This window comes from Azospirillum sp. A29 (assembly GCF_042604625.1).
In the GTDB taxonomy this organism is placed as follows: Bacteria; Pseudomonadota; Alphaproteobacteria; order Azospirillales; family Azospirillaceae; genus Azospirillum; species Azospirillum palustre.
In genome coordinates this window covers 1,136,557-1,160,589 of sequence record NZ_CP170467.1, presented here as the reverse complement: position 1 = coordinate 1,160,589, position 24,033 = coordinate 1,136,557, and the positions used below count along the sequence as shown (strand labels likewise).

General features: G+C 66.4%; 23 protein-coding genes and 1 pseudogene. 11 read left to right on the top strand and 13 right to left on the bottom strand.

The window, feature by feature from the left end; genetic code table 11:
* Nucleotides 1-7: 7 nt before the first annotated feature.
* The 3 genes from ABNQ38_RS33370 to ABNQ38_RS33360 all read right to left on the bottom strand — a co-directional run bounded on the left by ABNQ38_RS33370 (nt 8) and on the right by ABNQ38_RS33360 (nt 2,456).
* Complete coding sequence (locus ABNQ38_RS33370) at nt 8-979, bottom strand: AAA family ATPase (RefSeq protein ID WP_377810556.1); 972 nt, start codon at nt 977-979, stop codon at nt 8-10.
* Nucleotides 980-1,134: 155 nt separating this feature from the next.
* Nucleotides 1,135-1,341: a hypothetical protein gene (locus ABNQ38_RS33365; protein ID WP_377810555.1), complete on the bottom strand. Its 207-nt coding sequence runs from the start codon at nt 1,339-1,341 to the stop codon at nt 1,135-1,137.
* Nucleotides 1,342-1,655: 314 nt separating this feature from the next.
* Entirely contained in the window at nt 1,656-2,456 is an 801-nt protein-coding gene (locus ABNQ38_RS33360) for an IclR family transcriptional regulator (protein ID WP_377810554.1), read from the bottom strand.
* 144 nt (nt 2,457-2,600) lie between these two features.
* On the opposite strand from ABNQ38_RS33360, the gene ABNQ38_RS33355 reads away from it, so the two are divergent.
* From ABNQ38_RS33355 to ABNQ38_RS33320, 8 genes are all read left to right on the top strand, one after another.
* Nucleotides 2,601-4,175 (top strand): ABC transporter substrate-binding protein, encoded by a 1,575-nt coding sequence (locus tag ABNQ38_RS33355; protein WP_377810553.1) that lies wholly within the window; start codon nt 2,601-2,603, stop codon nt 4,173-4,175.
* 167 nt (nt 4,176-4,342) lie between these two features.
* Nucleotides 4,343-5,284: an ABC transporter permease gene (locus ABNQ38_RS33350; RefSeq protein WP_109086964.1), complete on the top strand. Its 942-nt coding sequence runs from the start codon at nt 4,343-4,345 to the stop codon at nt 5,282-5,284.
* Nucleotides 5,285-5,298: 14 nt separating this feature from the next.
* The gene (locus tag ABNQ38_RS33345; RefSeq protein ID WP_377810552.1) at nt 5,299-6,207 is read left to right on the top strand and encodes an ABC transporter permease; all 909 of its coding nucleotides are present in this window, start codon (nt 5,299-5,301) and stop codon (nt 6,205-6,207) included.
* Nucleotide 6,208: 1 nt separating this feature from the next.
* Nucleotides 6,209-7,813 carry an amidohydrolase family protein gene (locus ABNQ38_RS33340; RefSeq protein WP_377810551.1) on the top strand — a complete coding sequence of 535 codons (1,605 nt, stop codon included), beginning with the start codon at nt 6,209-6,211 and terminating at the stop codon, nt 7,811-7,813.
* Between the two features lie 22 nt (nt 7,814-7,835).
* Nucleotides 7,836-8,219 carry a RidA family protein gene (locus ABNQ38_RS33335; protein ID WP_149224340.1) on the top strand — a complete coding sequence of 128 codons (384 nt, stop codon included), beginning with the start codon at nt 7,836-7,838 and terminating at the stop codon, nt 8,217-8,219.
* Nucleotides 8,220-8,299: 80 nt separating this feature from the next.
* A complete protein-coding gene (locus ABNQ38_RS33330) occupies nt 8,300-9,358 on the top strand; it encodes an alanine racemase (RefSeq protein ID WP_377810550.1) in 1,059 nt (352 codons plus the stop codon).
* A 27-nt stretch (nt 9,359-9,385) separates the two neighbouring features.
* Nucleotides 9,386-10,390: an ABC transporter ATP-binding protein gene (locus tag ABNQ38_RS33325; RefSeq protein WP_377810549.1), complete on the top strand. Its 1,005-nt coding sequence runs from the start codon at nt 9,386-9,388 to the stop codon at nt 10,388-10,390.
* Nucleotides 10,387-11,394, top strand: a complete 1,008-nt coding sequence (locus ABNQ38_RS33320) for an ABC transporter ATP-binding protein (protein ID WP_377810548.1) — start codon at nt 10,387-10,389, stop codon at nt 11,392-11,394. The genes ABNQ38_RS33325 and ABNQ38_RS33320 overlap by 4 nt, the downstream gene beginning before the upstream one ends.
* Before the next feature lie 57 nt (nt 11,395-11,451).
* On the opposite strand, the gene ABNQ38_RS33315 is transcribed toward ABNQ38_RS33320, so the two are convergent.
* Nucleotides 11,452-12,186: an SDR family NAD(P)-dependent oxidoreductase gene (locus tag ABNQ38_RS33315; RefSeq protein ID WP_377810547.1), complete on the bottom strand. Its 735-nt coding sequence runs from the start codon at nt 12,184-12,186 to the stop codon at nt 11,452-11,454.
* A 103-nt stretch (nt 12,187-12,289) separates the two neighbouring features.
* Between ABNQ38_RS33315 and ABNQ38_RS33310 the strand changes: the two genes are divergently transcribed.
* From ABNQ38_RS33310 to ABNQ38_RS33300, 3 genes and pseudogenes are all read left to right on the top strand, one after another.
* Complete coding sequence (locus tag ABNQ38_RS33310) at nt 12,290-12,721, top strand: winged helix-turn-helix transcriptional regulator (RefSeq protein ID WP_377810546.1); 432 nt, start codon at nt 12,290-12,292, stop codon at nt 12,719-12,721.
* Nucleotides 12,722-12,800: 79 nt separating this feature from the next.
* A pseudogene (locus tag ABNQ38_RS33305) lies at nt 12,801-13,274 on the top strand (oligopeptide/dipeptide ABC transporter ATP-binding protein); the annotation flags it as partial.
* 137 nt (nt 13,275-13,411) lie between these two features.
* Entirely contained in the window at nt 13,412-15,538 is a 2,127-nt protein-coding gene (locus ABNQ38_RS33300) for a hypothetical protein (protein ID WP_377810545.1), read from the top strand.
* 97 nt (nt 15,539-15,635) lie between these two features.
* Here the strand turns inward: ABNQ38_RS33300 and ABNQ38_RS33295 are convergent, their stop codons facing one another.
* From ABNQ38_RS33295 to ABNQ38_RS33255, 9 genes are all read right to left on the bottom strand, one after another.
* Nucleotides 15,636-16,115 (bottom strand): VOC family protein, encoded by a 480-nt coding sequence (locus ABNQ38_RS33295; RefSeq protein WP_377810544.1) that lies wholly within the window; start codon nt 16,113-16,115, stop codon nt 15,636-15,638.
* A gap of 83 nt (nt 16,116-16,198) precedes the next feature.
* Nucleotides 16,199-16,633, bottom strand: a complete 435-nt coding sequence (locus tag ABNQ38_RS33290; RefSeq protein ID WP_377810543.1) for a CopD family protein — start codon at nt 16,631-16,633, stop codon at nt 16,199-16,201.
* Nucleotides 16,634-16,669: 36 nt separating this feature from the next.
* The gene (locus ABNQ38_RS33285; protein WP_377810542.1) at nt 16,670-17,620 is read right to left on the bottom strand and encodes a zinc-dependent alcohol dehydrogenase family protein; all 951 of its coding nucleotides are present in this window, start codon (nt 17,618-17,620) and stop codon (nt 16,670-16,672) included.
* Between the two features lie 102 nt (nt 17,621-17,722).
* The gene (locus ABNQ38_RS33280) at nt 17,723-18,682 is read right to left on the bottom strand and encodes an isoaspartyl peptidase/L-asparaginase family protein (RefSeq protein ID WP_377810541.1); all 960 of its coding nucleotides are present in this window, start codon (nt 18,680-18,682) and stop codon (nt 17,723-17,725) included.
* Nucleotides 18,683-18,693: 11 nt separating this feature from the next.
* Nucleotides 18,694-19,527, bottom strand: a complete 834-nt coding sequence (locus ABNQ38_RS33275; RefSeq protein ID WP_377810540.1) for a M55 family metallopeptidase — start codon at nt 19,525-19,527, stop codon at nt 18,694-18,696.
* Nucleotides 19,524-20,618 carry a P1 family peptidase gene (locus ABNQ38_RS33270; protein WP_377810539.1) on the bottom strand — a complete coding sequence of 365 codons (1,095 nt, stop codon included), beginning with the start codon at nt 20,616-20,618 and terminating at the stop codon, nt 19,524-19,526. Before ABNQ38_RS33270 ends, ABNQ38_RS33275 begins: the two co-directional genes overlap by 4 nt.
* Nucleotides 20,593-21,474 carry an ABC transporter permease subunit gene (locus ABNQ38_RS33265; protein WP_377810538.1) on the bottom strand — a complete coding sequence of 294 codons (882 nt, stop codon included), beginning with the start codon at nt 21,472-21,474 and terminating at the stop codon, nt 20,593-20,595. Before ABNQ38_RS33265 ends, ABNQ38_RS33270 begins: the two co-directional genes overlap by 26 nt.
* Nucleotides 21,471-22,391: a glutathione ABC transporter permease GsiC gene (gsiC, locus tag ABNQ38_RS33260; RefSeq protein WP_377810537.1), complete on the bottom strand. Its 921-nt coding sequence runs from the start codon at nt 22,389-22,391 to the stop codon at nt 21,471-21,473. Before gsiC ends, ABNQ38_RS33265 begins: the two co-directional genes overlap by 4 nt.
* A gap of 71 nt (nt 22,392-22,462) precedes the next feature.
* Nucleotides 22,463-23,995, bottom strand: a complete 1,533-nt coding sequence (locus tag ABNQ38_RS33255) for a glutathione ABC transporter substrate-binding protein (RefSeq protein ID WP_377810536.1) — start codon at nt 23,993-23,995, stop codon at nt 22,463-22,465.
* Nucleotides 23,996-24,033 lie beyond the last annotated feature (38 nt).

Here is a 24,033-nt window from a genome sequence, read left to right as displayed (position 1 = left end):
CGCAAGGTTACGCCCGCCGGCGCTGGGGGCGCTGAACGAGGTTGGTCCAAGCCGCATACATCTCCCGCGCATTGCGCGGCTTGCAATCCGCCTTGAGCTGGTCGTAGGCCGCCTGTGCCGCCTCGGCGGTCGGGAAGGCGCCCTGGTCCACACCCCAGGCCACCGCCTCCGCCGGGCTGTAGAAGGTCAGCACACCGTCGGACGCGCCGTCCGCACCCCCTTCCCAGCTGGAACCGGCCGGCCTGGACGGGGCTGCGCCGGCCGTCACGGCCGCAGAAGGCGTCGGCCGGGGTCCGCCATCCTGGCCGCCGCCTTGGCCGTAGATCGCCGCCTCGATCCGTTCCGGCACGCCCTTCCAGTACCCCTCGTCATCCCAGACGATCATGCCCGACGGTCCCTCGCGCGACCATTCGACCAGAACGCCACGGCGGCCATCCTCGCGCACGATGCGCAGGGAGGCGTTGAGCGAGCGGTAGAGCCGCTCGCGCTCGGTCTCCGGCAGGGTTTCGCGGATCTGGGCCTTGCCATTGAGCTGCGCGTCCTCAAGGTGCCAGATCCAAAGGACGTGGCTGCCATGGGCGGTCACCGCGTCCTGCAGAAGGCGCATTTTCTCGGCCTTGTCGACCCAGGCCTGATTCTTGTTCCTGTTGCGGTCGGCAGCATTGTCGAGCATGGCGCGGGCAATCGACACGCCGATCAGCGAGGTCACGCTGTCGATGGCGATGGTCCGGATGTCCGATCCCGGCATGTTGGCGTCGAGCAGATCCTGGATGCGCTCGACGGAACGGTGATCGGCGGCCTCCTCGCTCAACTCATACAGCTCGTCCCCTTTCAGCTCATGCCGGCGCCCGTCGGCGTCGATCATCAGCGTGGGTTGCTGCATGGCCATGATGAAAGTGGACTTGCCCTCGCCGTAATACCCCTTCAACGCCCAGCGTCGGGGAGGCAACGTCGTCTGGCTGACACGTTTGAACGCCATGGAAGAACCTCACAACGGTGAACCGCCCAACTCGTCCAAACAAGCCGGCGCGGCATGCTTGCTTGGATCATAGCAAGATGTTCCCGTTTTGTGCTGAATCTTTTATATGGCGTAGCTTAAGCTATTCTTCGATTACTTTAAAAACCGCGACGCCCTCAGCGGGCGGCGTCGGCGACGGTCACCGGCATGGTCTTGACCATTTCCAGGGCGACGGCGGCGGTGGCTTCGTCGGCGGCCAGGATGGCGTTCGGGTTCATGTGGGAGACAGCGGCGATGGCGGCGAAGAGGATGGCGCCGACAACAATGCGGGCAATGGCGAACTTGGCGGCGAACTTGGCGGATTCGACATCATAGGAGGTCATGGCGGTCTTCCTTCAATTTCGGGTTTGAATTCCGGCGGCCGGTGTCGCGGCCTGTTGAGGAAGATATTGACACGATCCCGCATGCGCAAAAGAGGAGACATCACATTGCTGTACTGGCTCTTTCGCATTGCAGCATAGCGCTGCGAAAGACGGCAATGCGGTCAGTTCTTAATACGGCTTTATGTTTCGCAGCGCTCTATCGGGGATTATGGGGCTTTCGCAGCGCTATTACTGTGCGTTTCCTAGCCCCATTTAAAACATGTGGTGCGCCGTCGTCAAATGACAACCTCCCGGCGCCCCAGTCGGTGCTTCCATCAGCGGCCAGGCGACAGACGCTCCGCGCTGGCTTTCAACGTGTCGATCATCACCTGCTGCGCCTCTTCCGTCGTGTCGGCTGGGACGACGAAGCAGATGGTGGCGATGCAGCGGCCGGACGGATCGCGGACCGGGGCGGCAAGGCAGGTGGTGAAGCGGTCGACCAGCGCCGTGGTGCGGACATAGCCCTGGGTACGGGCGCGGTGCATGTCTTCCAGGAACTCGTCCTCGGCGATGCGGCGGCCGTCGGGCAGGGTGAAATCCTCGGACGGGATGAAGCGCCGGATTTCCTCGGCATCCAGGTGATCGACCAGCAGCCGGCCGGACGCCGTCCAGGGGATCGGCACCTTGATGCCGATCTCGGAACTGATGCGGAACATGCGCCGGCCCGGCTCGTTCAGCACGACCAGATACTTGTCGCCGTCCAGCGTGCAGAACTGCGCGGTTTCCCCCACCGTCTCGGCGATGTGGGCGACCTCGACCCGCGCCTTGCGGATCAGGTCGACGCTGTCGAGGTAATCGCTGCCGTAGTAATGCATCGCCGGCCCGAAATAGACCGTGCCGTCGCCGTCGCGCAGCTCCAGCCAGCGCGCCTCCACCAGCGTGTTGACCAGCTCGTACATGGTCGAGCGCGGCGTGCCGGTGTCGCGGGCGATGTCGGCGATGCGCGTGGGAGCGCGCCGGTCGTGCAGATGCTCCATCAGCGCGATGACACGGTCGATGCCGCGGGCCCGGCCCGTCGGCTTTTCCGCCGACGGCTTCTCTTCTGCCTGCTTCACCGCTGCTTCGCCGCTCTTCATCTGATCCACGCTCCCTGATCGTCGCACAACCGATTAGCACGCGGATTTTCGGCTTGCCAGCGGTCTTTGTCCGATATACCGTTCGCTTGTCTGGAATACAAGACCGACGTCCGATATTTCGGACAAACGGTTCGGGAGACGGAAATGACAGGGATCACGCGACGTCTGTTCAACACCGCCCTCGGCACGACGCTGGCCGCAGGCGGGCTTTCCACTGGAATTCTCGGAAGCTGGACCACCCCTGCGCAGGCCCAGCAGGGCGGCGCATCGGTCGTCACGGTCGCCACCATCGGCGAGCCGCCGACGCTGGACCCGGTCGGCACCACGTCCGACCTCGTCAGCATCATCACCCAGCACATGTTCGAGACGCTGTTCACCTTCGACGGCGACTGGAAGCTGGCCCCGCTGGTGGCCTCGGCCCTGCCGCAGGTGTCGGCGGACGGCAAGACCTACACCATCCCGCTGCGCAGCGGCGTCACCTTCCATGACGGCAGCACCGTCACGGCCGACGACGTGGTCGCCTCGCTGGATCACTGGACCAAGGCCTCGCCGCGCGGCAAGACCGTCGCCCCGCTGGTGGAGAGCATCGCCGCCAAGGGTGCGGACGCCGTCGTCATCGCGCTGAAGGAGCCCTTCGCGCCGCTGACCGCGCTCTTGGCGATGAACAACGGCGCCGCCGCCATCGTGCCGAAATCGGTCATCGACGGGCCGGGCGCCCTGAAGTCGCTGATCGGCACCGGCCCCTACAAGCTGCTGGAGCACAAGCCCGACCAGTATATCCGGCTGGTGCGCCACGACGCCTACGCGTCGCCCGCCGGCGCGCCCAGCGGCTATGCCGGCAGCCGCAAGGCCAACATCGGCGAGGTGCGCTTTGTCCCGGTGCCGAACGCCGCCACCCGCGTGTCGGGCGTCCTCGCCGGCCAGTACCAGTTCGCCGACAGCCTGCCGGCGGAAACCCTGCCGCGCATCAAGGGTGCCGCCGGCGTCAAGCCCGTGATCGTCAAGCCGTTCGGCTTCCCGCTGATGATCATGAACACCAAGACCGGCGTGATGGCGAGCCCGAAGATGCGCCAAGCGGTCCTGGCGGCGCTGGAGCCGAACGACATGCTGCTGGCCGGCTTCGGCGATCCCGAATTCGTCCAGGCGGAGGGGTCGATCTACGCCCAGGGCACGCCCTATTACGATGCGGCCAGCGCCAAGCCCTACGCCGATCATGCGGCCGGCAAGGCGGCGGAGCTGCTGAAGGCCGCCGGCTACAAGGGCGAGCCGATCCGCATCATGACCTCGGTGCAGTACGAGTTCCTGTACAAGATGAGCATGGTGGCCCAGGCCCAGCTCGAACTGGCCGGCTTCAAGGTCGACCTCCAGGTGCTGGACTGGGCGACGCTGCTGCAACGCCGCGGCGACGACAAGGGGTGGGACGCCTTCTTCACCTACCACACCTTCGTGCCGGAACCGTCGCTGATCACCGTGCTGAACCCCAGCTATCCCGGCTGGTGGGACAGCCCGGCCAAGAAGGAGGCGCTGGCCGCCTTCAATCGCGAGATGGACCCGGCGGCGCGCAAGGCGAAGTGGGTGACCCTGCAATCGCTGTTCTACAGCGAGGTGCCGAGCATCAAGGTCGGCGAGTTCTACAACCTCGCCGCCAGCAGCGACAAGCTGACCGGCTACACCCCGACGCCCTGGCCGTTCTTCTGGAACACCGACCTGAAGGGCTGAGGGGCGATAAAGCTCCCTCTCCGCAATCCCCCCTCTCCCCCCCCCGGGGAGAGGGTAGGAGTGAGGGGGATGCACCGCGTGCCTTCCCAAGAATTCTCACCGCGCGTCCCCCTCACCCTAACCCTCTCCCCGGGGGGGGAGAGGGGATTCTCTTTGGGACCGCAATCATGCTCGTTTACATCGTCCGCCGGTTCGCCGGCATGATGGTCGTCATGCTGCTCGTCGCCATGGTGGTCTTTCTGATCGCCCGCGTCGTGCCGGGCGATCCCGCCGCCGTCATGCTGGGCTCCTCCGCCACGCCGGAGGACATCGCGGCGCTGCGCGGCCGGCTGGGGCTCGACGAACCGCTGCTGACGCAGTTCCTGCTCTATCTCGGGCAGATCGTCCGCTTCGACTTGGGCGAGTCCATCTTCCTGAACCGCCCGGTGGCGCAGGCGCTGGCCGAACGGTCGGAGCTGACCGGGCTGCTGACCATGATGTCGGTGGGCATCGCCATGCTGATCGGCGTGCCGGTCGGCATCCTGTCGGCGGCCAAGCGCGGTGGTCTGGTCGACCAGACCGCGGTCGGGCTCGCCATGCTGGCGGCCAGCATTCCCAGCTTCTGGATCGGGCTGACGCTGATCAAGTATCTGGCGGTCGACCATGCCTGGTTCCCGGTCGCCGGCTACGGCCCGCCCGACGCCGACCTGTTGGAACGCATGCGCCATCTGGTTCTGCCCGCCATCGCGCTCGGCATTCCGAACTCGGCGCTGATCCTGCGCTTCACCCGCACCAGCATGCTGGACGTGATGAGCCACGATTACGTCCGCACCGCGCGGGCCAAGGGCCTGCCGCCGCTGGTCGTCGTGCTGAAGCATGCGCTGCGCAACGCGATGATCCCGATCCTGACGGTGATCGGCCTGACCACCGCGGTGATGATCGCCGGCGCCATCGTGACGGAAACCGTGTTCGGCCTGCCCGGCGTCGGCAACCTGATCGTCTCGGCCGTGCTGCGCCGCGACTATCCGGTGATCCAGGGCGCCCTGCTGGTGGTGTCCGCCATCTATGTGCTGATCAACCTGACGGTCGACCTGCTCTATGCCGTGGTCGATCCGCGGGTCCGTTATTGAGAGGGAGGGTTTCCATGGCAAGCGTCCCCGCCGGTCACGGCAACGTCCCCCTTCCCTCCTCCGCCAAGGCCGGGAGCAGCCGGTCGCCGGCCGCCCTGCTGCTGCGCCAGCTGTTCCGCCGCCGGCTGGTGGTTCTGTCCTTCCTGATCATGCTGGCGATCCTGGCGGTGGCGCTGCTGGCGCCGTGGATCACACCGTTCAACCCGATGAAGATGGACATCCTCGGCCGGCTGAAGCCGCCGACCGCTGCCCACTGGTTCGGCACCGACGAGTATGGCCGCGACGTGCTGTCCCGCGTGATGCTGGGCGCCCGGCTGTCGCTGCTGGTCGGGCTGCTGGTCGTGGTGGTGGCGACGCTGCTCGGCACGCTGCTGGGGCTGGCCGCCGGCTATATCCGGCCGCTCGATGGCCTGCTGATGCGGCTGACCGACGCGCTGATGGCCTTCCCCGATATCCTGCTCGCCATCGCCTTCATGGCGGCGCTGGGGCCGTCGCTCTACAACGTCGTGCTGGCGCTCGGCATCGTCTACACCCCGCGCGTCGCCCGCGTGGTGCGCGCCGCCTGTCTGGTGGTACGCGAGATGCCCTTCATCGAGGCGGCGACCGCGCTGGGCGCCTCCACCCCGCGCATCGTCTTCCTGCACATCCTGCCCAACCTGATGTCGCCGATCCTGGTGCAGGCCACCTTCATCTTCGCCTACGCCATCCTGACGGAGGCGGCGCTGTCCTTCCTCGGCGTCGGTGTGCCGCCGACCACCCCGACCTGGGGCAACATGATCGCCAGCGCCCAGCAGTATTTCCAGCAGGCCGACTGGCTGATCCTGTTCCCCGGCTGCGCCATCGTCCTGACCGTTCTGTCGCTCCAGATCGTCGGCGACGGGCTGCGCGATGCGCTCGACCCCCGGCTCCAGAAGGCGAAGTAGGATGAACGCCACATTCCTCATCAAGGGCGCCCGCGTCATCGACGGCACCGGCGCCCCCTGGTTCCCGACCGACGTGCTGGTGGAGCGCGGACGCATCGCCGCCGTTGGCCCGATGCTGGATGCGCCGGACGCCAAACCGCTGGAGGCGCAGGGCCGCTTCCTCGCCCCCGGCTTCATCGACGCCCATTGCCACGACGATCTGATCCAGCTGCGCCAGCCCGGCCGGCCGGAGAAGGTGGCGCAGGGCGTCACCACCGTGGTCGTCGGCAACTGCTCCTTCGGCCTTTACCCGCAGAGCCTCGACAGCGGCGACCCCTTGCGCGAGCATTTCGGCAACCTGCTGGGCACGGTGACGACCCAGGAGACCTTCGCCGACTTCGCCGGCTACCGCGCGGCGCTCGACGGGCGCGGCACCGCGATCAACCTCGTCTCGCTGGTTGGGCACGCCGCGCTGCGCCTCGCCGTCATGGGCTGGCAGAACCGCGCCGCCACGACGGAAGAGCGCGAGGCGATGGCAGCATTGCTGGCCGAGCAGCTGCGCCAGGGCGCGCACGGCCTGTCGCTCGGCCTCGTCTATCCGCCCAGCGCCTGGGCCGACCGCGCCGAGCTGGTGCGGCTGGCGGAGGTGGTGGCGGAGCATGGCGCGCTGCTGACCGCCCATGTCCGCTCCTATGAAGGCGGGCTGATCGCCTCGGTGGACGAGTTCCTCGATCTGCTGAAGGCCGGCGGGGCGAGCGGCCTGCTGTCGCACCTGCAAGCCGCCGGGAAGCCCTATTGGGGCAGCCTGCCGCGGGCGGTGGAGCGGCTGGAGATCGCCCGCAAGGGCGGCACCGACGTCAGTTTCGACATGTACCCCTACCCGGCCGGCTCCAGCACCATCCTGCAACTGCTGCCGCCGTCTGCGCTGGCCGGCGGGGTGGAAGCGCTGCTGGCGCGCATGGCCGATGCCGACGGGCTGGCGGCGCTGCGCCGCGCGGTCGAGGGCGGCGAGGCACCGAATGACGCCGGCTGGGAATCGAAGATCCGCCTGATCGGTTGGGAGAATGTCCGCATCGGCGGCGTTTCGGCGGACGATCTGCGCGCGTTGGAAGGGCTGTCGCTGACCGAGATCGCCGAGGCGGCGAAGGAACAGCCCTTCGACACGCTGGTCCGGCTGATCCGCGCCGACCGCGGCCGCACCAACATCGTCATGTTCCAGCTGGCCGAGGCCGATCTGGAAACCGCGCTGTCGCACCCGCTGCACATGCTGGGATCGGACGGGCTGCCGCGCGAGACCGGCAAGCCGCACCCGCGCGCCTTCGGCAGCTTTCCGCGCTATCTCGCCCGCGCGATCCGGGGCGAGGGCGGGCTGGGGCTGGAGGATGCCGTACGCCACATGACCGCCGTCCCGGCGCAGCGTTTCGGCCTGTCCGACCGCGGGCTGATCCGTCCGGGCATGGTGGCCGACCTGACCCTGTTCACCGCCGACGTGGCCGACCGCGCGACCTTCCAGGACCCGACGCAGCCGCCGCACGGCATCACCGACGTGCTCGTCGCCGGACAGTTCGTCCTGCGCGACAGCGGCCACACCGGTGCGCGTCCGGGCAAGGCCCTGGCCCGTACCTGATCTTTCAACCTGTGAGGACCGAATGACCAACCGCAAGCCGATCTTCGCCGAAAAGGGTGCGAAGCCCGCCGGCCAGTACAGCCACGCCATCGTCGCGAACGGCTTCGTCTATGTGTCGGGCCAGGGGCCGCACCATCCGGAGACCGGCGCGCTGCCCGAGGATTTCGCCGGCGAGGTGCGCCAGACCCTGCGCAACCTGGAGATCATCCTGAAGGCCGCCGGCACCGACCTCGCCCATGTGGTGAAGGTCAACAGCTACCTCAGCGACCTCGGCCGCTTCCAGGAATACAACGCGCTCTATTCGGAGTTCTTCCCGACCGAGCCGCCGGCCCGCACCACCATCGGCTGCCAGCTGAACAACATCCAGGTCGAAATCGACTGCATCGCCGTCCTGCCGACGGCGTAAGGTTCTGAGTGCACGGCCGATCCCATGGCGCCGCCGCCGGGATCGGCCCATTCCCCGAATTCGTGTTCCGGAGCGGTCCCATGCGCGTCGACGATCTCGACACCCCCGTCCCCGTCATCGACCTCGACCGGGTCGAGCATAACCTGACCAAGATGCAGGCCTATTGCGACCGGCACGGGTTGGCGCTGCGCCCGCACATCAAGACCCACAAGCTTCCCCAATTCGCGCTGCGCCAGATCGAGCTGGGCGCCCTCGGCATCACCTGCCAGAAAATCAGCGAGGCGATGGTGATGGCGGAGGCCGGCTGCAAGGACATCCTGCTGACCTACCCCATCGTCGGCGCCGCCAAGGTGGCGCCGCTGGCCGAGCTGGCCGGCAAGACCAAGCTGACGGTGGCGCTCGACAACGCCGTCGCTCTCGACACCGTGGCCGCCGCCGCCGCGCAGGCCGGCGTCGAGATCGGCATCCTGGTGGAGTTCGACAGCGGCGACGGCCGCTGCGGCGTGCAGACCCCGGACGAGGTTCTGACGCTGGCCCGCCGCGCCGCCGGCAATGGCTTGACCCGCTTCCGCGGCCTGATGACCTACCCGCGCGGCCCCCGCACCGTGCCCTTCGTCACCGAGACGCGCGCCCTGCTGGACGGCGCCGGCATCGCGGTGGAGACGGTGTCGGTCGGCGGCACCCCCGGCTGCTGGGATACCCACGAGCTTCCCGGCGTGACCGAGCTGCGCGTCGGCACCTACATCTACCACGACCGCGCCACCGTCGGCGCCGGGGTGGCGACGCTGGAGGAGTGCGCCGTCCATGTCCACGCCACCGTGGTCAGCCGCCCGACTCCCGACCGCGCCGTTCTCGATTGCGGCAGCAAGACCCTGTCGAGCGACCGCGTCGCCCCGTCGGTCGGCGAAGGCTACGGCCTGATCCTCGACTACCCCGACGCGGTGATCGTCCGCGTCAACGAGGAGCACGCGGTGGTCGACCTCAGCCGGAGCGCGGCGAAGCCGGAGATCGGCGACCGCGTGCGCATCCTGCCCAACCATGTCTGCGTGGTGACCAACCTGCACGACCGCATGGCGATCAGCCGCAACGGCGAGGTCGTCGGCGACTGGCCGGTGCCGGCGCGCGGCTGCACCCGCTGATCCACTGCCCCCTACCGGGATCCCGTCATGGACGCTGACCTCACGCTCGACATCCGCAACCTGCAAACCCACTTCACCGCCGATCCCGGCGTGTCGAAGGCGGTGGACGGCGTGTCCTTCGCCGTGCGCCGCAACGAGACGCTGGCCGTCGTCGGCGAATCCGGCAGCGGCAAGTCGGTGACCAGCCTGTCGGCGATGCGGCTGATACCGTCGCCGCCGGGCATCATCGCCGGCGGCGAGATCCTGTTCCGCGGCCGCGACGGTCAGGTGCGCGACCTCGCCCGTATCAGCGAGCGGGCGATGCGCGGCATCCGCGGCAACGAGATCGGCATGATCTTCCAGGAGCCGATGACCTCGCTGAACCCGGTCTACACCGTCGGCGACCAGATCGGCGAGGCGCTGCGCTACCACCAGGGCCTCGACCGCCGGGCGGCGCGGGCGGAGGCGCTGGCCATGCTGAAGAAGGTCGGCATCCCGGCGGCGGAGCGGCGGCTGGACGAGTATCCGCACCAGATGTCGGGCGGCATGCGCCAGCGCGTGATGATCGCCATGGCGTTGGCCTGCCGCCCCACCCTGCTGATCGCCGACGAGCCGACCACCGCGCTCGACGTGACCATCCAGGCGCAGATCCTCGATTTGATGCGGCGGCTTCAGGAGGAGACCGGCACCTCGATCCTGTTCATCACCCACAATCTGGGCGTGGTGGCCGAAGTGGCGCACCGGGTGGTGGTGATGTATTCCGGCCGCATCGTCGAGGAAGGCGATGTCCGCTCGCTGCTGAAATCGCCCAGGCACCCCTACACCCGCGGGCTGCTGGCCTGCATGCCGCATCTGGGCCAGCGCCGCGGCGACGGCGGCCGGCTCTACGCCATCCCCGGCAGCGTGCCGAGCCCGGTGAACCGCCCGGCGGGCTGCACCTTCGCCCCGCGCTGCGCGCTGGCCGAACCCGCCTGCCTCGCCGCGGAGCCGGTGCTGGAGCCGGTCGGCCCCGACCATTCCGCCCGCTGCCGCCGCTGGAGAGACGTGCAATGAGCATCGATACCGTAACCGAACAGCCCCTGCTGAGCGTCCGCAACCTGGAGAAGCGCTTTCCGGTGCGCGGCGGGCTGCTGCAACGGCCGGTCGGCTGGGTGAAGGCGGTGGACGATTTGTCCTTCGACCTGAACCGCGGCGAGGTTCTGGGGCTGGTCGGTGAATCCGGCTCGGGCAAGACCACCGCCGGGCGCAGCATCCTGCGGCTGATCGAGCCGACCGGCGGTTCCATCCGCTTCAACGGGCAGGAGATCACCGGTCTGGCGACGGCGGAGATGCGGGCGCAGCGCCGCCGCATGCAGATCGTCTTCCAGGACCCCTATGCCAGCCTCGACCCGCGCCAGCGCGTGCGCGACGTGATCGGCGAGGCCCTGACGATCCACAGCATCGGCACCCGCGCCGACCGCCGCGACCGCGTGGCGGCCCTGCTGGAGAAGGTCGGCCTGAGCGCCGACGCCATGGACCGCTTCCCGCACGAATTCTCCGGCGGCCAGCGCCAGCGCATCGGCATCGCCCGCGCGTTGGCGGTGGAACCCGACTTCATCGTCGCGGACGAGCCGGTGTCGGCGCTCGACGTCTCGGTACAGGCGCAGGTGGTGAATTTGCTGGGCGACCTGCAGCGCGAGCTGGGGCTTGCGGTGCTGTTCATCGCCCATGATCTGGCGGTGGTACGCTACATCAGCGACCGGGTGGCGGTGATGTATCTCGGCCGCCTGATGGAGATCGCGCCGAGCGATTCCCTGTACGAGCGCCCGCGCCACCCCTACACCATGGCCCTGCTGTCGGCCGCCCCCGACCCGGACCCCGACGCGCCGAAGTCCCGCATGCTGCTGGACGGCGACGTGCCGAGCCCGATGAACCCGCCGTCCGGCTGCGTCTTCCGCACCCGCTGCCCGTTCGCGCTGCCGGCCTGTGCCGAGCCGGAAGCCCGGGCGCTGCGCGAGGTGGCGCCGGGGCATTCGGTGGCGTGCATCCGGGATGATGTGGGGGTGCCGGCGGGGTGAGGGCTTCGATCCCGGTCATCGAACCCCCCACGCCCGGACGTTCAAACGCTCAAGCCCTCAGACCTGCGCCAGCCCGCCGTCGACGAAGACCTCGCCGCCGGTCATGAAGCTGCTGTCGGAGGAGGCCAGGAACGCCGCCACCGCGCCGGTTTCCGAAGGGTCGCCGACCCGCCCGATGGGGGTGGTGCCGCCGAGCGCATCCATGGCCTCCTCGCCCACGATCTCCAGCGCCAGCTCCGTCTTGGTCGGCCCGGGCGACAGCACGTTGACGCGGATGCCGGTTCCGCGCAGGTCCAGCGCCCAACTGCGCGCCAGATTGCGGATCGCCGCCTTGGTCGCGCTGTAGATGCTGAACTGCGGCGTCCCCATCACCCCCGTGCTCGACCCGGTCAGGATGATCGAGGACCCCGCCTTCATCAACGGCAGGGCCTTCTGCACCGTGAAGACCAGCCCCTTCACATTGACGTCGAAGATCTGGTCGTAATGCTCGGGTGTGATCTCCCCCAGCGGGGCGAACGACCCCGTCCCGGCATTGGCGAACAGGATGTCGAGCCCGCCCCGTTCGGCCTTCACCGTATCGTACAGCCGGTCGAGGTCGGACAGGTCGGTGACCGAGCCCCTGACCGCTCGCGCCGAGGCGCCGAGCCGCGCCACGGCGGCGTCGAGCGCCTCCTGACGGCGGCCGAAGATATAGACGAACGCCCCTTCGTCGATGAACCGCTTGGCGGCGCCAAAACCGATGCCGCTGCCGCCACCGGTCACAACCGCGATCTTACCCTGTAGCCTGCTCATGGTGTGCTCCCTGATTGAGATTGCACTGAGCTGGCAACCCACCCACCTATGGACAAGTATGCACCTTTTTGTAAGTGCCCTAAAAAAATGACGGACCGAGAAAATGACGGATGATCCCCTACCTTCCTCCCCACCGCCGCAGACCCCGGCGCCGGAGCGGAGTTGCGACCCGACCCTGCCCGGCTTCACCTGCGGTCTGGACGCGACCCTGCGGATCATCGCCGGCAAGTGGAAGCCGCTGATCCTGTATTTCCTGGCGCAAGGCGGTCCCTACCGCTATGGCGAACTCCGGCGGGCGATCCGCGACGTCAGCGACAAGATGCTGATCCAGCAGCTCAAGGAGCTGGAGGCCGATGGCCTCGTGAAGCGGACCGACTACAAGGAAATCCCGCCGCGGGTGGACTACAGCCTGACCCCGCTCGGCCACAGTCTGGCCGAGGCGCTGGTGCCGCTCTGTTCCTGGGGCACGGAACACATGGACGAGGTCAGCCGGGTCTTTGCCGAGCGGGAGGGCTGGAGCGCCAAGGGGCGGTGAGCGGACTGGTCGGATTTGGCACGGGGGAGGGGGGACGGCAATGGGGCGCCGTCCGCTCCCGACGCGCCGGCTGGATCACGCCTTGGCGGTGGAACCCGACTTCATCGTTGCCGACGAGCCGGTGTCGGCGCTCGACGTCTCGGTGCAGGCGCAGGTGGTGAATTTGCTGGGAGACTTGCAGCGCGAGCTGGGGTTGGCGGTGCTGTTCATCGCCCATGATCTGGCGGTGGTGCGCTGCGACCGGGTGGCTGTGATGTATCTCGGCCGCCTGATGGAGATCGCGCCGAGCGATTCCCTCTACGAGCGCCCGCGCCACCCCTACACCATGGCCCTGGTGTCCGCCGCCCCCGACCCGGACTCCGACGCGCCGAAGTCCCGCATGCTGCTGGACGGCGACGTGCCGAGCCCGATGAACCCGCCATCCGGCTGCGTCTTCCGGAAGCGCTGCCCCTTCGCCCTGCCGGCTTGTGCCGAGCCGGAAGCGCGGACGCTGCGCGAGGTGGCGCCGGGGCATTCGGTGGCGTGCATTCGGGATGATGTGGGGGCGGGGTGAGGGGGAGGTTATTGGTATATGAAGCACTTTACCGGAAAGGTGAATGCTGTAGCCTCCGCGACCATAAAGTTGCTTGACTTCAAGACACAAACCCTTTCAAAAATTGCATATTAAGGTTTTTCTGATGGGTAAAAGCTATGGCATTGGATATTCGTGGAAGTTTGAAAAATACGAAGATTAGTACGAACAAATACGTAGTTGTTGAAGAGCTAATCTCAAATTCTATTGACTCCTTTTTGATAAGAAGAAGTCAAAGCCCTTTAGATTTCGGGCTAATTGTAAATATATCTATTGTGATTTACCCATCTGGACTTTTAGGAGACCAGACTGACATTTCTATTTCCTGCTCAGACAATGGGTGTGGTCTTGGCGACGAGCAAACTGATGCCTTTCTCACGAAAGACACATCGTACAAAGATGACCTATCAATTGCCGGAATTGGAAAGTGCAAGGGAACTGGACGTATACAGTTTTTCCACAGCTTCGAAAAGGTCGGAGTTCGTAGTGCATATCTGAGCCATGGCCGTGTCTTCACGCGTACCCTTCAGCTTGTAGAAGGGCGTAAGAAGATTGGCGCTGCTGATTTTGTGGTGGCTCCTGCTGACGATGAAGATATCGGAACCACAATTATATTGGAGGGCCTAAAGCCCAAAGTGCGCGAGCGTTTTTACAAGGCAGAAAATCTCCATGAGACGTTTTCTGCTTTTAATGTGCGCCGCCATATGATGATGAATTTTCTCCAGCGGCTTGTGAGTCTCAAAGCCGAGCTGGGCAATTTTACGATTTCTTTTGAAACTATCTACCCAAATAAATCTACGGAGCAAACCAGTCTAAACGCATCCGACCTACCTCCTATTACAGACCAAAAGAAGGCTTTAGTCGAAGAACGAGATCCACGCAGCGGTTCTCCACTTGGCAATTATAAAGAATTTACAATTTCTCACTATAAGCTTGATGCTTGCAGCTTTGATTTGCCGCGGAATGCAATCTCACTCTGCGCAAAGTCGTCGCCTGTTTTGGATATAACCAGACGCTATCTGCGAACTCAAGCGGAGCAAAACAATCCAGTGAGTGGATTCCGACATCTTGTACTAATTGAAGGTGATTTTCTAGACCAACAGGTCAATGAGCAGCGTGATGGGTTCGATGGAATACCGTCCGACATACCTGTGGGCGATCTTTTTATCGATGAAACCATATCCTACGACGCGATCTACGATGTAATTGATCCAATCATTGACGAGATGGTGACACCTACCGGCTGGAGCAGGGATAATGTTATCAAAGACGTAGCCGAAAAATTCGGTGTCTTCCCAACAATGATTTCCGATACCGAGACGCGGGTAGTTTATGGAGACAGCCCCAAATCCATCGCAGAGCGTGTTCTAAGAAAATACCAAGAACGCATTATTACGGAAACCGCTAAAATATTTGATCTAAAGCAGGAGATTGCGAAAGCAGAGCCACATACAGCAGAATTTCGCAACAAAATCAATGAACTCTCATGGAGATATACATCTTCCTTAAAAACTTTTGACATGGCCAATTTATCGCAGCTCGTAGTTCGACGCGCCGCAATCGTCGAAATTCTTTCACTCGCTTGCGGCAAGCAGCTGGACATTCAGAAGAATGGCAACAGCGCGAGACGCATGGATGAGCGCATTATTCACAGCATCTTTTTCCCGATGCGAAAGGATAGCCGCGAAACAGGGGATCATGATATTTGGCTGCTCAGCGAGGAGTACCAATATTACGATTATATCGCTTCTGACAAACCACTTTCACAGATTGAATGGAATGACCACTCAAAACTCTTTGAAAGCGGAATAGATGAAGAATTTGATAATGTTCTTCGCCGCCGAGCAGAAGAGCATGGCGCGAAACGCCCTGATATCGCGATTTTTGATAAAGAAGGCTCTGCTATTATCATAGAATTCAAGGCGCCAGGCGTGAGTCTAGACGACCATATTGGAGATCTGTCCGAATATGCTCACCTTCTATTGGCAAAATCAAACGGACGGCTTAAAAAATTCTATGGATACTTGATTGGAGATACAGTCAACCGCATGCGAACGTCAGGGTGGACGCGTTTTCCGCAAGGTAAGGGATTCTTCCGCTCGACCCAGCTTCAGGATCCCGATAATGATCGTGTTGTTGGTGAGCTTTATGCTGAGATGCTATTCTTTGATGATGTTGTAGATAGGGCAAGAAAGAGAATCTCTGTCTACAAAGACCGCCTTCAGGTCAACCTGAATCAAGACTAAATGATCGGGGAAAACGCATCAATTTCTTGGGCAAAATATTCAGAACTCAACTTCCCCGCTTCTATCTGTCGATAAAACGGGGAAGTTGCATATCCCCTCACCCCCGCCGCGCAGCCTCAATCGCCGCCACGTCGATCTTCGTCATCCCCATCATAGCCTCGAACGCCCGCTTGGCCTCCTCTCCACCGGCCGCCAGCGCATCGGTCAGCACGCGGGGCGTGATCTGCCAGGAGATCCCCCAGCGGTCCTTACACCAGCCGCAGGCGCTCTCCTGGCCGCCGTTGCCGACGATGGCGGTCCAATAGCGGTCGGTCTCCTCCTGGTCGTCGGTGGCGATCTGGAACGAGAAGGCTTCGCTGTGCTTGAAGGCCGGGCCGCCGTTCAGGCCGAGGCAGGGGATGCCGGCGACGGTGAACTCGACCGTCAGAACGTCGCCCGCTTTGCCGGACGGGTAGTCGGCGGGGGCGCGGTGGACGGCGGTCACCGCGCTGTCGGGGAAGGTCGCGGCGTAGAAGCGGGCGGCGGCCTCGGCGTCCTTGTCGAACCAGAGGCAGATCGTGGTCTTGGCGACGGCCATGGCGGGTCCTTTCGCGCTGAAACCGAACCGGCCGGGAACAGGTCAAGTGGGCCGGTCCCTCCCGGTCCGACACCATACCGTGTTCAGTAGGGCTTCACCACCACCAGCGTCACGATGGCGATGGCCCCGGCGATCACCGCCAGCGGGGAGAAGCGCAGCAGCGGCGACACCGGCCGCACGCCGGACTCAGGTGCTGGTTCGCCCAGCCGGCGCAGCCCGGCGGCGAGCTTGCCGTGCAGGGCGGACAGAGCGGTGACGATGACGATCTTCGCCACCAGCCAAGGCTCGAAGCCCCAACCGCCGACCACCACCAGCGCGATGCCCAGCAGCCACGCCAGCCCCATCGCCGGGGAGGTCACGCGGCGCTCCCAGCGGCCGACGGCGCGCAGGAGGCGGGCCGGGCCTTCCTCGGCGGCGGTCTTGGCGTCCAGGGCGCTGATCAGGATGGCGGTGGCGGACATCCCCAGGATCCAGAGCGTCACCGCCGTGACGTGCAGCCCGATAAGCCAGATATACACCACGACCGTCCTTCGAAAGCCCGGCCCGACCTCGCGTCAGGCGCCCACTTGCAGGATGATCTTACCGCGGCCGTGGCCGGAATCGAGCCGTTCATGCGCCTTGCCGACCTCTTCCAGCGGCAGGACGGCATCGACGATCACCCTCGCCTGCCCGCGCACGAACAGCGGCGCCATCTCGCGCAGGCGGGCGCCCTCGCGGGTCAGGAAGGTGCCGTAGAGGGTCTGGTTCTTCACATAGAGCGCGTTCAGGTCGCCGGTCGGCGGCAGGATGGTGGCGATGCGGCCGAAGGGGCGCGTGACCTGCGTGCTCATCGGCACATTGCCGCCGGCGGTGTCGAAGGCGGCGTCCACCCCCGCCCCGTCCGCCTCGCGCAGGATCTGGTCCACCACGTCGGTGTCGCGGTAGTCGAGAGTCACGTCGGCGCCGAGATCGCGCATCGCCTCGTGGTTGGCCTTGCTGGCGGTGGCGAGCACGCGGGCGCCGGCCGCCTTGGCGAACTGGATGGCGAAGCTGCCGACGCCGCCGGCCCCGCCATGGATCAGCACCGTCTCGCCCGGCCGCACCGCCAGACGCCGCACGATGGCCTCCCACGCCGTGCCGCCGGCCAGCGGGATGCCCGCCGCCTCGACATGACTGAGGCCGGACGGCTTGTGCGCGACGATGGACGCGGCGGCGACGGTGTATTCGGCATAGCTGCCGTTGGGATTGCCGAAGATCTCCGGGGTGTAGAACACCTCGTCGCCGGCCTTGAAGCCGGTCACGCCGGGGCCGACCTCCTCCACCACGCCCGACACGTCATAGCCCAGCACCGCCGGGAAGGGGATGCCGGCCCAGCTTCCGGCCTGACGGATCTTGGCATCCACCGGGTTGGTGCCCGACGCCACCACCCGCACCAGCAGTTCGCCCGGCCCGGCGACCGGGCGCGGCCGGTCCTGAAGTTCGAACACGTCGGGACCGCCGAACCGCGAAATCACCATCGCACGCATGACGCCATCCTCCGTTCCGGCTGTTGCACTGGACGAGCAGCAACGTGGGACGCCGGCCTCCGCCTGTCCAGCGGGGGAGAGGGGGACTCTCTGGCCGGAGGGTCAGCCGATGCGGAACTCCTCGCGGTGGATCGCGGTCATCGCCAACCCTTCCGGCCCGATGGCGCCACGGTACATGCCGGAGCAGTTGAAGGGCAGCGCCACCCGGCCGTCGCGGTCGATGGCGATCAGGCCGCCGGAGCCGCCGATCACGCCCAGCTCGTCCACCACGTCGCCGGCGGCGCGCTCCAGGGTCTGGCCGGCCCAGCGCATGCGGGCGTCGATCTCGTGGGCGGCGCAGCGGCGGATGAAATGCTCGCCGTGGCCGGTGGCGGAGACGGCGCAGGTGATGTTGTCGGCGAAGGTGCCGGCGCCGATCACCGGGCTGTCGCCGACCCGGCCCCTGGCCTTGGCGGTCATGCCGCCGGTCGAGGTGGCGGCGGCGAGGTTGCCGTCGCGGTCGCGGGCGACGGCGCCGACGGTGCCGTGGCGGCGCTGCTCGTCACCATCGTCGGGGGCGCCGGAGCGGCGGCGCTCCAGCTCGGCCTGGAGGGCGTCCCAGCGCGGCTGGGTGAAGAAATAGGGGGCATCCTCCATCGGCAGACCCTGGCGGCGGCAGAGATCCAGCGCGCCCTCGCCGATCAGCAGGACATGCTCGGTCTGCTCCATCACCGCGCGGGCGGCCAGGATCGGGTTGCGCGGGCCGAACAGCCCGGCCACCGCACCGGCGCCGCGGTCGCGGCCGTCCATGATGGCGGCGTCCATCTCCTGCACGCCCTCGGCGGTGAAGACGGCGCCGCGGCCGGCGTTGAACAGCGGCTCGTCCTCCAGCGCCATCACGGCAACGGTGACGGCATCGAGCGCGCTGCCGCCGTCGGCCAGCACCTCGTGCCCGGCGGCCAGCGCCCGGCGCAGGCCGGCGTGATAGCCCTCGGTCAGCGCCGGGGTCAGGGCGCTGCGCTTGATGGTGCCGGCGCCGCCATGGATGGCAAGGGCGAAGGACTGCGGGTGCGAAAGGGTCATGGGGGCGGGTCTCAGCGCAGGGTGGCCGACATGGCGGACAGGGTGTTGATCCAGCCGAGCGCGGCGGCCATGCTGGCGGCCGGCAGGCGGATGGTGACGGGATCCAGGCGCTCCGACACCGGGATCAGCGACGCCAGATCGGCCAGCGCCGGGCTGGTCATCTCGATCTCCAGCCGGTAGGGCGCGCCGTCGGCCTGCGGCGGCACGCGGAAGGGCGGGATGCTCGCCGCGCGGCGGACGGCGCGGGCCGACGCCTCGCGGATGCGGTCGCGGGCGACCGACGGCGCCACGGAGCGGGCGGCGCGCTGGCCCAGCGCCTGCTTGACCACCACCTGCTCGGCATCCGGGAACAGCGGGGCCATTTCGGCGGCGAAGCGGTCGTCGCCGCTCAGCAGGATCACCGGCACGCCGATCTCGCCAGCATAGGCGCCGTAGTTGCCGGCCTCCCCCAGCTCCAGCCCGTTCACCCGGACGCGGCCGAAGGCGAAGCTGTTGGTGGTGTGGGCAAGGATGCCGTACTGGCGGGCCGAGGTGTGGAAGCCGACGCACATGACACCCGCCGCGTCCGGCTCCAGACCGGCGAACATGCCGATGGGCTTGGGCCGGCCGAGGATCAGCTCGGCGGCCGGATGCAGCTCGTCCGGCAGCAGATTGACCATCGGGCCGTGGCTGTCATTGACCAGGATTTCGCTGGCTCCGGCCTCCAGCGCGCCTTCGATGGCGGCGTTGACCTCGGCGGTCATCAGGCGGCGGGCGCGCTCATACTCGGCATTGCCCGGCGTCACCTGCTGCTGGGAGACCACGCCGGCCACCCCTTCGATGTCGGCGGAGATGTAGATCTTCACGGAATGCTCCCGGAAATCGGTAAGTCTGACATCAACATGTCGGAGAGGCAGGGCCGGGTGGCGCCGTCGCGGCCCACCACCGGCGTGGCGGCGGCCAGCGCGTCGAGGACGGCCTCCTGCGTCGCGTCGGCCATCGCCTCGAACAGCGCGTCGATGCGGCGCTCGTTCAGCATGCGCAGGGGGATGAGGTCGGCCCGCTCGTCATGGTCGATGCGGTTGGCGGTGGTGAAGCCGAGCGCGATGTCGCCGCTGCCATGGCCCCAGAAGGACCCCACCCGCGCCAGCCCGACCCCGGCGCGGCGGATCACCCGGCGCAGCTGGCGGTGGTCGAGCGGCACGTCGGTGGCGGCGACGACGATGACGGAGCCCTTCTCGGGTGCGTCGTCTTTCGCAGGCGGAGCGACGCGGCGGCCGTCGGGCAGGCGCAGCTCCCCCGGCCGGCCGAAATTCGCCAGCACCAGCACGCCGAGGTGATGGCGCCTGCCGTCCAGCTTGAGGCGGCGCGAGGAGGTGCCGATGCCGCCCTTGAAGCCGAAACAGGACATGCCGCGACCGGCGCCGACCGAGCCGACCGCGACCTCCGCACCGTCCTGTTCAGCCAGTGCGGCGGCGAGTGCGGCGGCGGCGTGGGCCTCGGTCACCGCCAGAGCCTGGATGTCGTTCAGCGGGCCGTCGTTGCACTCCATCACCAGCGGATTGACGGTGGCGGTGCTGCGGCCGATGTCGGGGTTGGCGGCGATGGCGTGGCGGACCAGGGCGGAGGAGGCGGTGCCGACCGACAGGGTGTTGGTCAGCAGGATCGGGGTTTCCAGCGCGCCGAGTTCCTCCACCTGCATCAGCCCGACGCTCTTGCCGAAGCCGTTCAGCACCTCGGCGGCGGCGACGGGCTTGTCGCGGTAGAGGTTGCCGGCATGGGGCAGGATGGCGGTGACGCCGGTCTGGATGGCGCCCTCATCGAGCGTGACATGGCCGACGCGCACACCCGGAACGTCGGTGATGGCGTTGCGCGGCCCCGGCTTTAGCCGGCCGCAGGCGAGCCCGAAGGCCCGCGCACGTCTGCCACCGTCAGCGGAGTTTGGGGTCGAGGGCATCGCGCAGTCCGTCGCCGAGCAGGTTGAAGGCCAGCACCGTCAGGAAGATGGCGAGGCCGGGATAGAAGGTGACATGGCTGGCGACGCCGATGTAGCTGCGTCCGTCGGCCAGCATGGCGCCCCATTCCGGGCTGGGCGGCTGGGCGCCGAGACCGATGAAGCTGAGGCTGGCCGCCGTCAGGATCGAGGTGCCGATGCGCATCGAGACATAGACGATGACGCTGGGCAGCGTGCCGGGCAGGATGTGGCGGACCATCAACAGCCGGTCGCGCACGCCGATGGCGCGGGCGGCATCGACATAGACCGCGCGCTTCAGCGACAGCGTGCTGCCGCGCACCAGACGGGCGAAGACGGGAACGCTGAAAATCGCCACCGCATAGATGACGTTCTCGATGCCCGGCCCGAGGATGGCGACGATGCCGATGGCCAGCAGGATGCCAGGGAAGGCCAGCAGCACGTCGCAGACGCGCATGATCAGGCTGTCGATCCAGCCGCCGCGGAAGCCGGCGATCAGGCCCAGCGCCACGCCGGCCACCCCGCCGAGCAGCACCGACAGCAGCCCGACCGACAGCGAGATGCGGGCACCCCACAGGATGCGGCTCAGGATGTCGCGGCCATAGGCGTCGGTGCCGGCCCAATGGTCGGCCGAGGGGCCTTCCAGGATGCGGTCGTAATCGAAGGCCGCCGGGTCGAAGGGGGCGATCCACGGCGCCGCCGCCGCGGCCAGCGCCAGCGCCAGCAGACAGACCCCTGCCGCCATGGCGGTGCGGTTGCGCCGGAACTTGCGCCAGAACTCGCGCAGCGGCGAGCGGACGGCTTCGTGGCTCACGGCCACGGTTGCATCGGTCGTGGTCATGAGTAGCGAATCTCGGGGTTGGCGAAGGCGTACAGCACATCGACCAGCAGGTTGATGATGATGAACTCCAGCGAGAACAGCAGGATCTCCGCCTGGATGACGGTGTAGTCGCGGTAATTGACGCTATCCACCAGCAGCCGACCCAGCCCCGGCCAGGAGAACACCGTCTCCACCACGATGGACCCGCCGAGCAGGAAGCCGAACTGCAAGCCGACCATGGTGATGATCGGGATCAGCGCGTTGCGCAGCGTGTGCTTCCACACCACCAGCCGCGCCGGCACGCCCTTGGCCCTTGCGGTGCGGACGTAATCCTCGCGCGCGATCTCGATGAAGGCGGAGCGGGTGAAGCGCGCCATCACCGCGGCGACGCCGAGGCCGAGCGTCAGCGACGGCATGACGTAATGCTGCCACGTGCCGTATCCGCTGGTCGGCAGCCAGCCGAGCTTGACCGAGAACAGGTCGATCATCAGCAGGCCGAGCCAGAAGGACGGGAAGGCGATGCCCGACACAGCGACAACCATGCCGACATGGTCCTGCCAGCGCCCGCGCTTGGTGGCCGACGCGACGCCGATCAGCAGACCCGCCAGCGTCGCCCACACCATGGCGACGACGGTGAGGTAGAAGGTGGGCATGAAGCGTTCGCCGATCTCCTGCGACACCGGCCGCTTGGACTTCATCGACCGCCCGAACTCGCCCTGCACCGCATTGCCGAGGAAGCGGCCATACTGCACCCACAGCGGCTGGTCGAGGCCGAGATCCTGGCGTACCAGTTCGACGTCCTGCTGGGTGGCATCCGAACCGGCGACCAGCCGCGCCGGATCGCCCGGCAGCAGATGGACGAAACCGAAGACGAAGACGGAGATCACCAGCAGAACCGGCAGGATGCCGGCGAGACGGCCGACGAGATATTTCAGCATGGGGCAGAGGTCCTGGATGGGCAGAGAAAAGATGCCCTCTCCCCCTGGGGAGAGGGCATTCCACACTCACATCACTGCAGATCGGCCTCTTCCATCTGCAGGCCGCCGTCGGCGACGTAGTAGAAGCCGGTCAGCTTCTTCGACTTGCCGGCCAGCAGGTTCTCGACGCCGAGGAAGATCCAGGGCGCGTCCTTCCAGATCTGCTCCTGGGCGACGCGGTAGGCCTCGGCGCGCTTGGCGGTGTCGGCGGTGCCGATGCCGGTTTCGATGGCGGCGTCGACCGTGTCGTTCTTGTAGTAGGCGACGTTGAAGAACTTCGGCGGGAAGCCCTTGCCCCACAGCAGCGGGCGCAGGCCCCAGTCGGCGTCACCGGTCGAGGCCGACCAGCCGCCATACTGCATCTGCACCGTGGCGTCCTCCGGCTTCTCGACGCCCCAGACGCGGGCGGTCTCGACACCGGCTTCGAGCGGGGTGACGGTCAGCTTGACGCCGATCTGCGACAGCTGCTGCTGGACGAACTGCATGCCGCGGATGAAGTTGGTGCTGTTGCGGCCGAACATCTCGGCCTCGAAGCCGTTCGGATAGCCGGCTTCGGCCAGCAGCGCCTTCGCCTTGGCGAGGTCGTAGGTGTACTGGTTGGGCTGGGCGACGTGGAAGCCCAGCTTGGACGGGATCGCGGAATCCAGCGGCCCGGCATAGCCGCGATAAACCACCTTCATCCAGGCATTCTTGTCGATGGCGTAGTTCAGCGCCTGACGGACGCGCGGGTCGTTGAACGGCTTCTTCATGGTGTTCATCGCCACATAGCGGGCGACGATCGACGGGGCGTCGATCAGCTCAAGCTGGTTGTTGGCCTCCACCATCTTCACCATCTCGGGCGGCAGCGGATAGATGAACTGCGCCTCGTTCGTCTGGAGCATGGCGATGCGGCTGCCGTTCTCCGGCACGCTCTTCAGCGTGACGTGGTCGATCTTCGGCAGGCCCGGCTTCCAGTACTTGTCGTTCTTCTCGACCTTCAGCGTGTCCGCTTCCCAGCTGACGAACTTGTAGGGACCGGTGCCGACCGGGTGGCGGCCGATCTCCTTGCCGAAGGTCTCCAGCGCCTTCGGGCTGTGGATCATCGCGCCGGGGTGGGCGAGGTTGTTGTTCAGCGCGCCGAAGGGCTGCGACAGCTTCAGGGTGATGGTGTAATCGTCGACCACCACCGACTCGGCCAGCATCGCCAGCAGGCTCTGGCGCTTCAGCCGGTTGGCCGGGTTGGCGAGACGGTCGAAGTTCGTCTTCACCGCCTGGGCGTTGAAGGGTGCGCCGTCATGGAAGGTGACGTTCTTGCGCAGGCGGTAGGTGTATTCGGTGGCGGTGTCGTTGACGGTGAAGCTCTCCGCCAGCAGCGGCACCAGCTTCATGTCCTTGTCGAAGCCGAACAGGCCTTGGAGCATGGTGCGGCTGGCCGACTGCGACAGCGTGTCGTTGATGTCGGCCGGGTCCAGCGTGGTGATGTTGTCGGGGAGACCGACAACGAGATCCTTGGCCGCGAAGGCCGGGCCGGCGAGAGCGGTGCCGGCGAGCAGGCCGGCGAGAAGCGGAAGGGCGAAGCGGTTCACGTGTAGGCTCCCTGCTTTTTTGGTTCGGAAATCGCCGT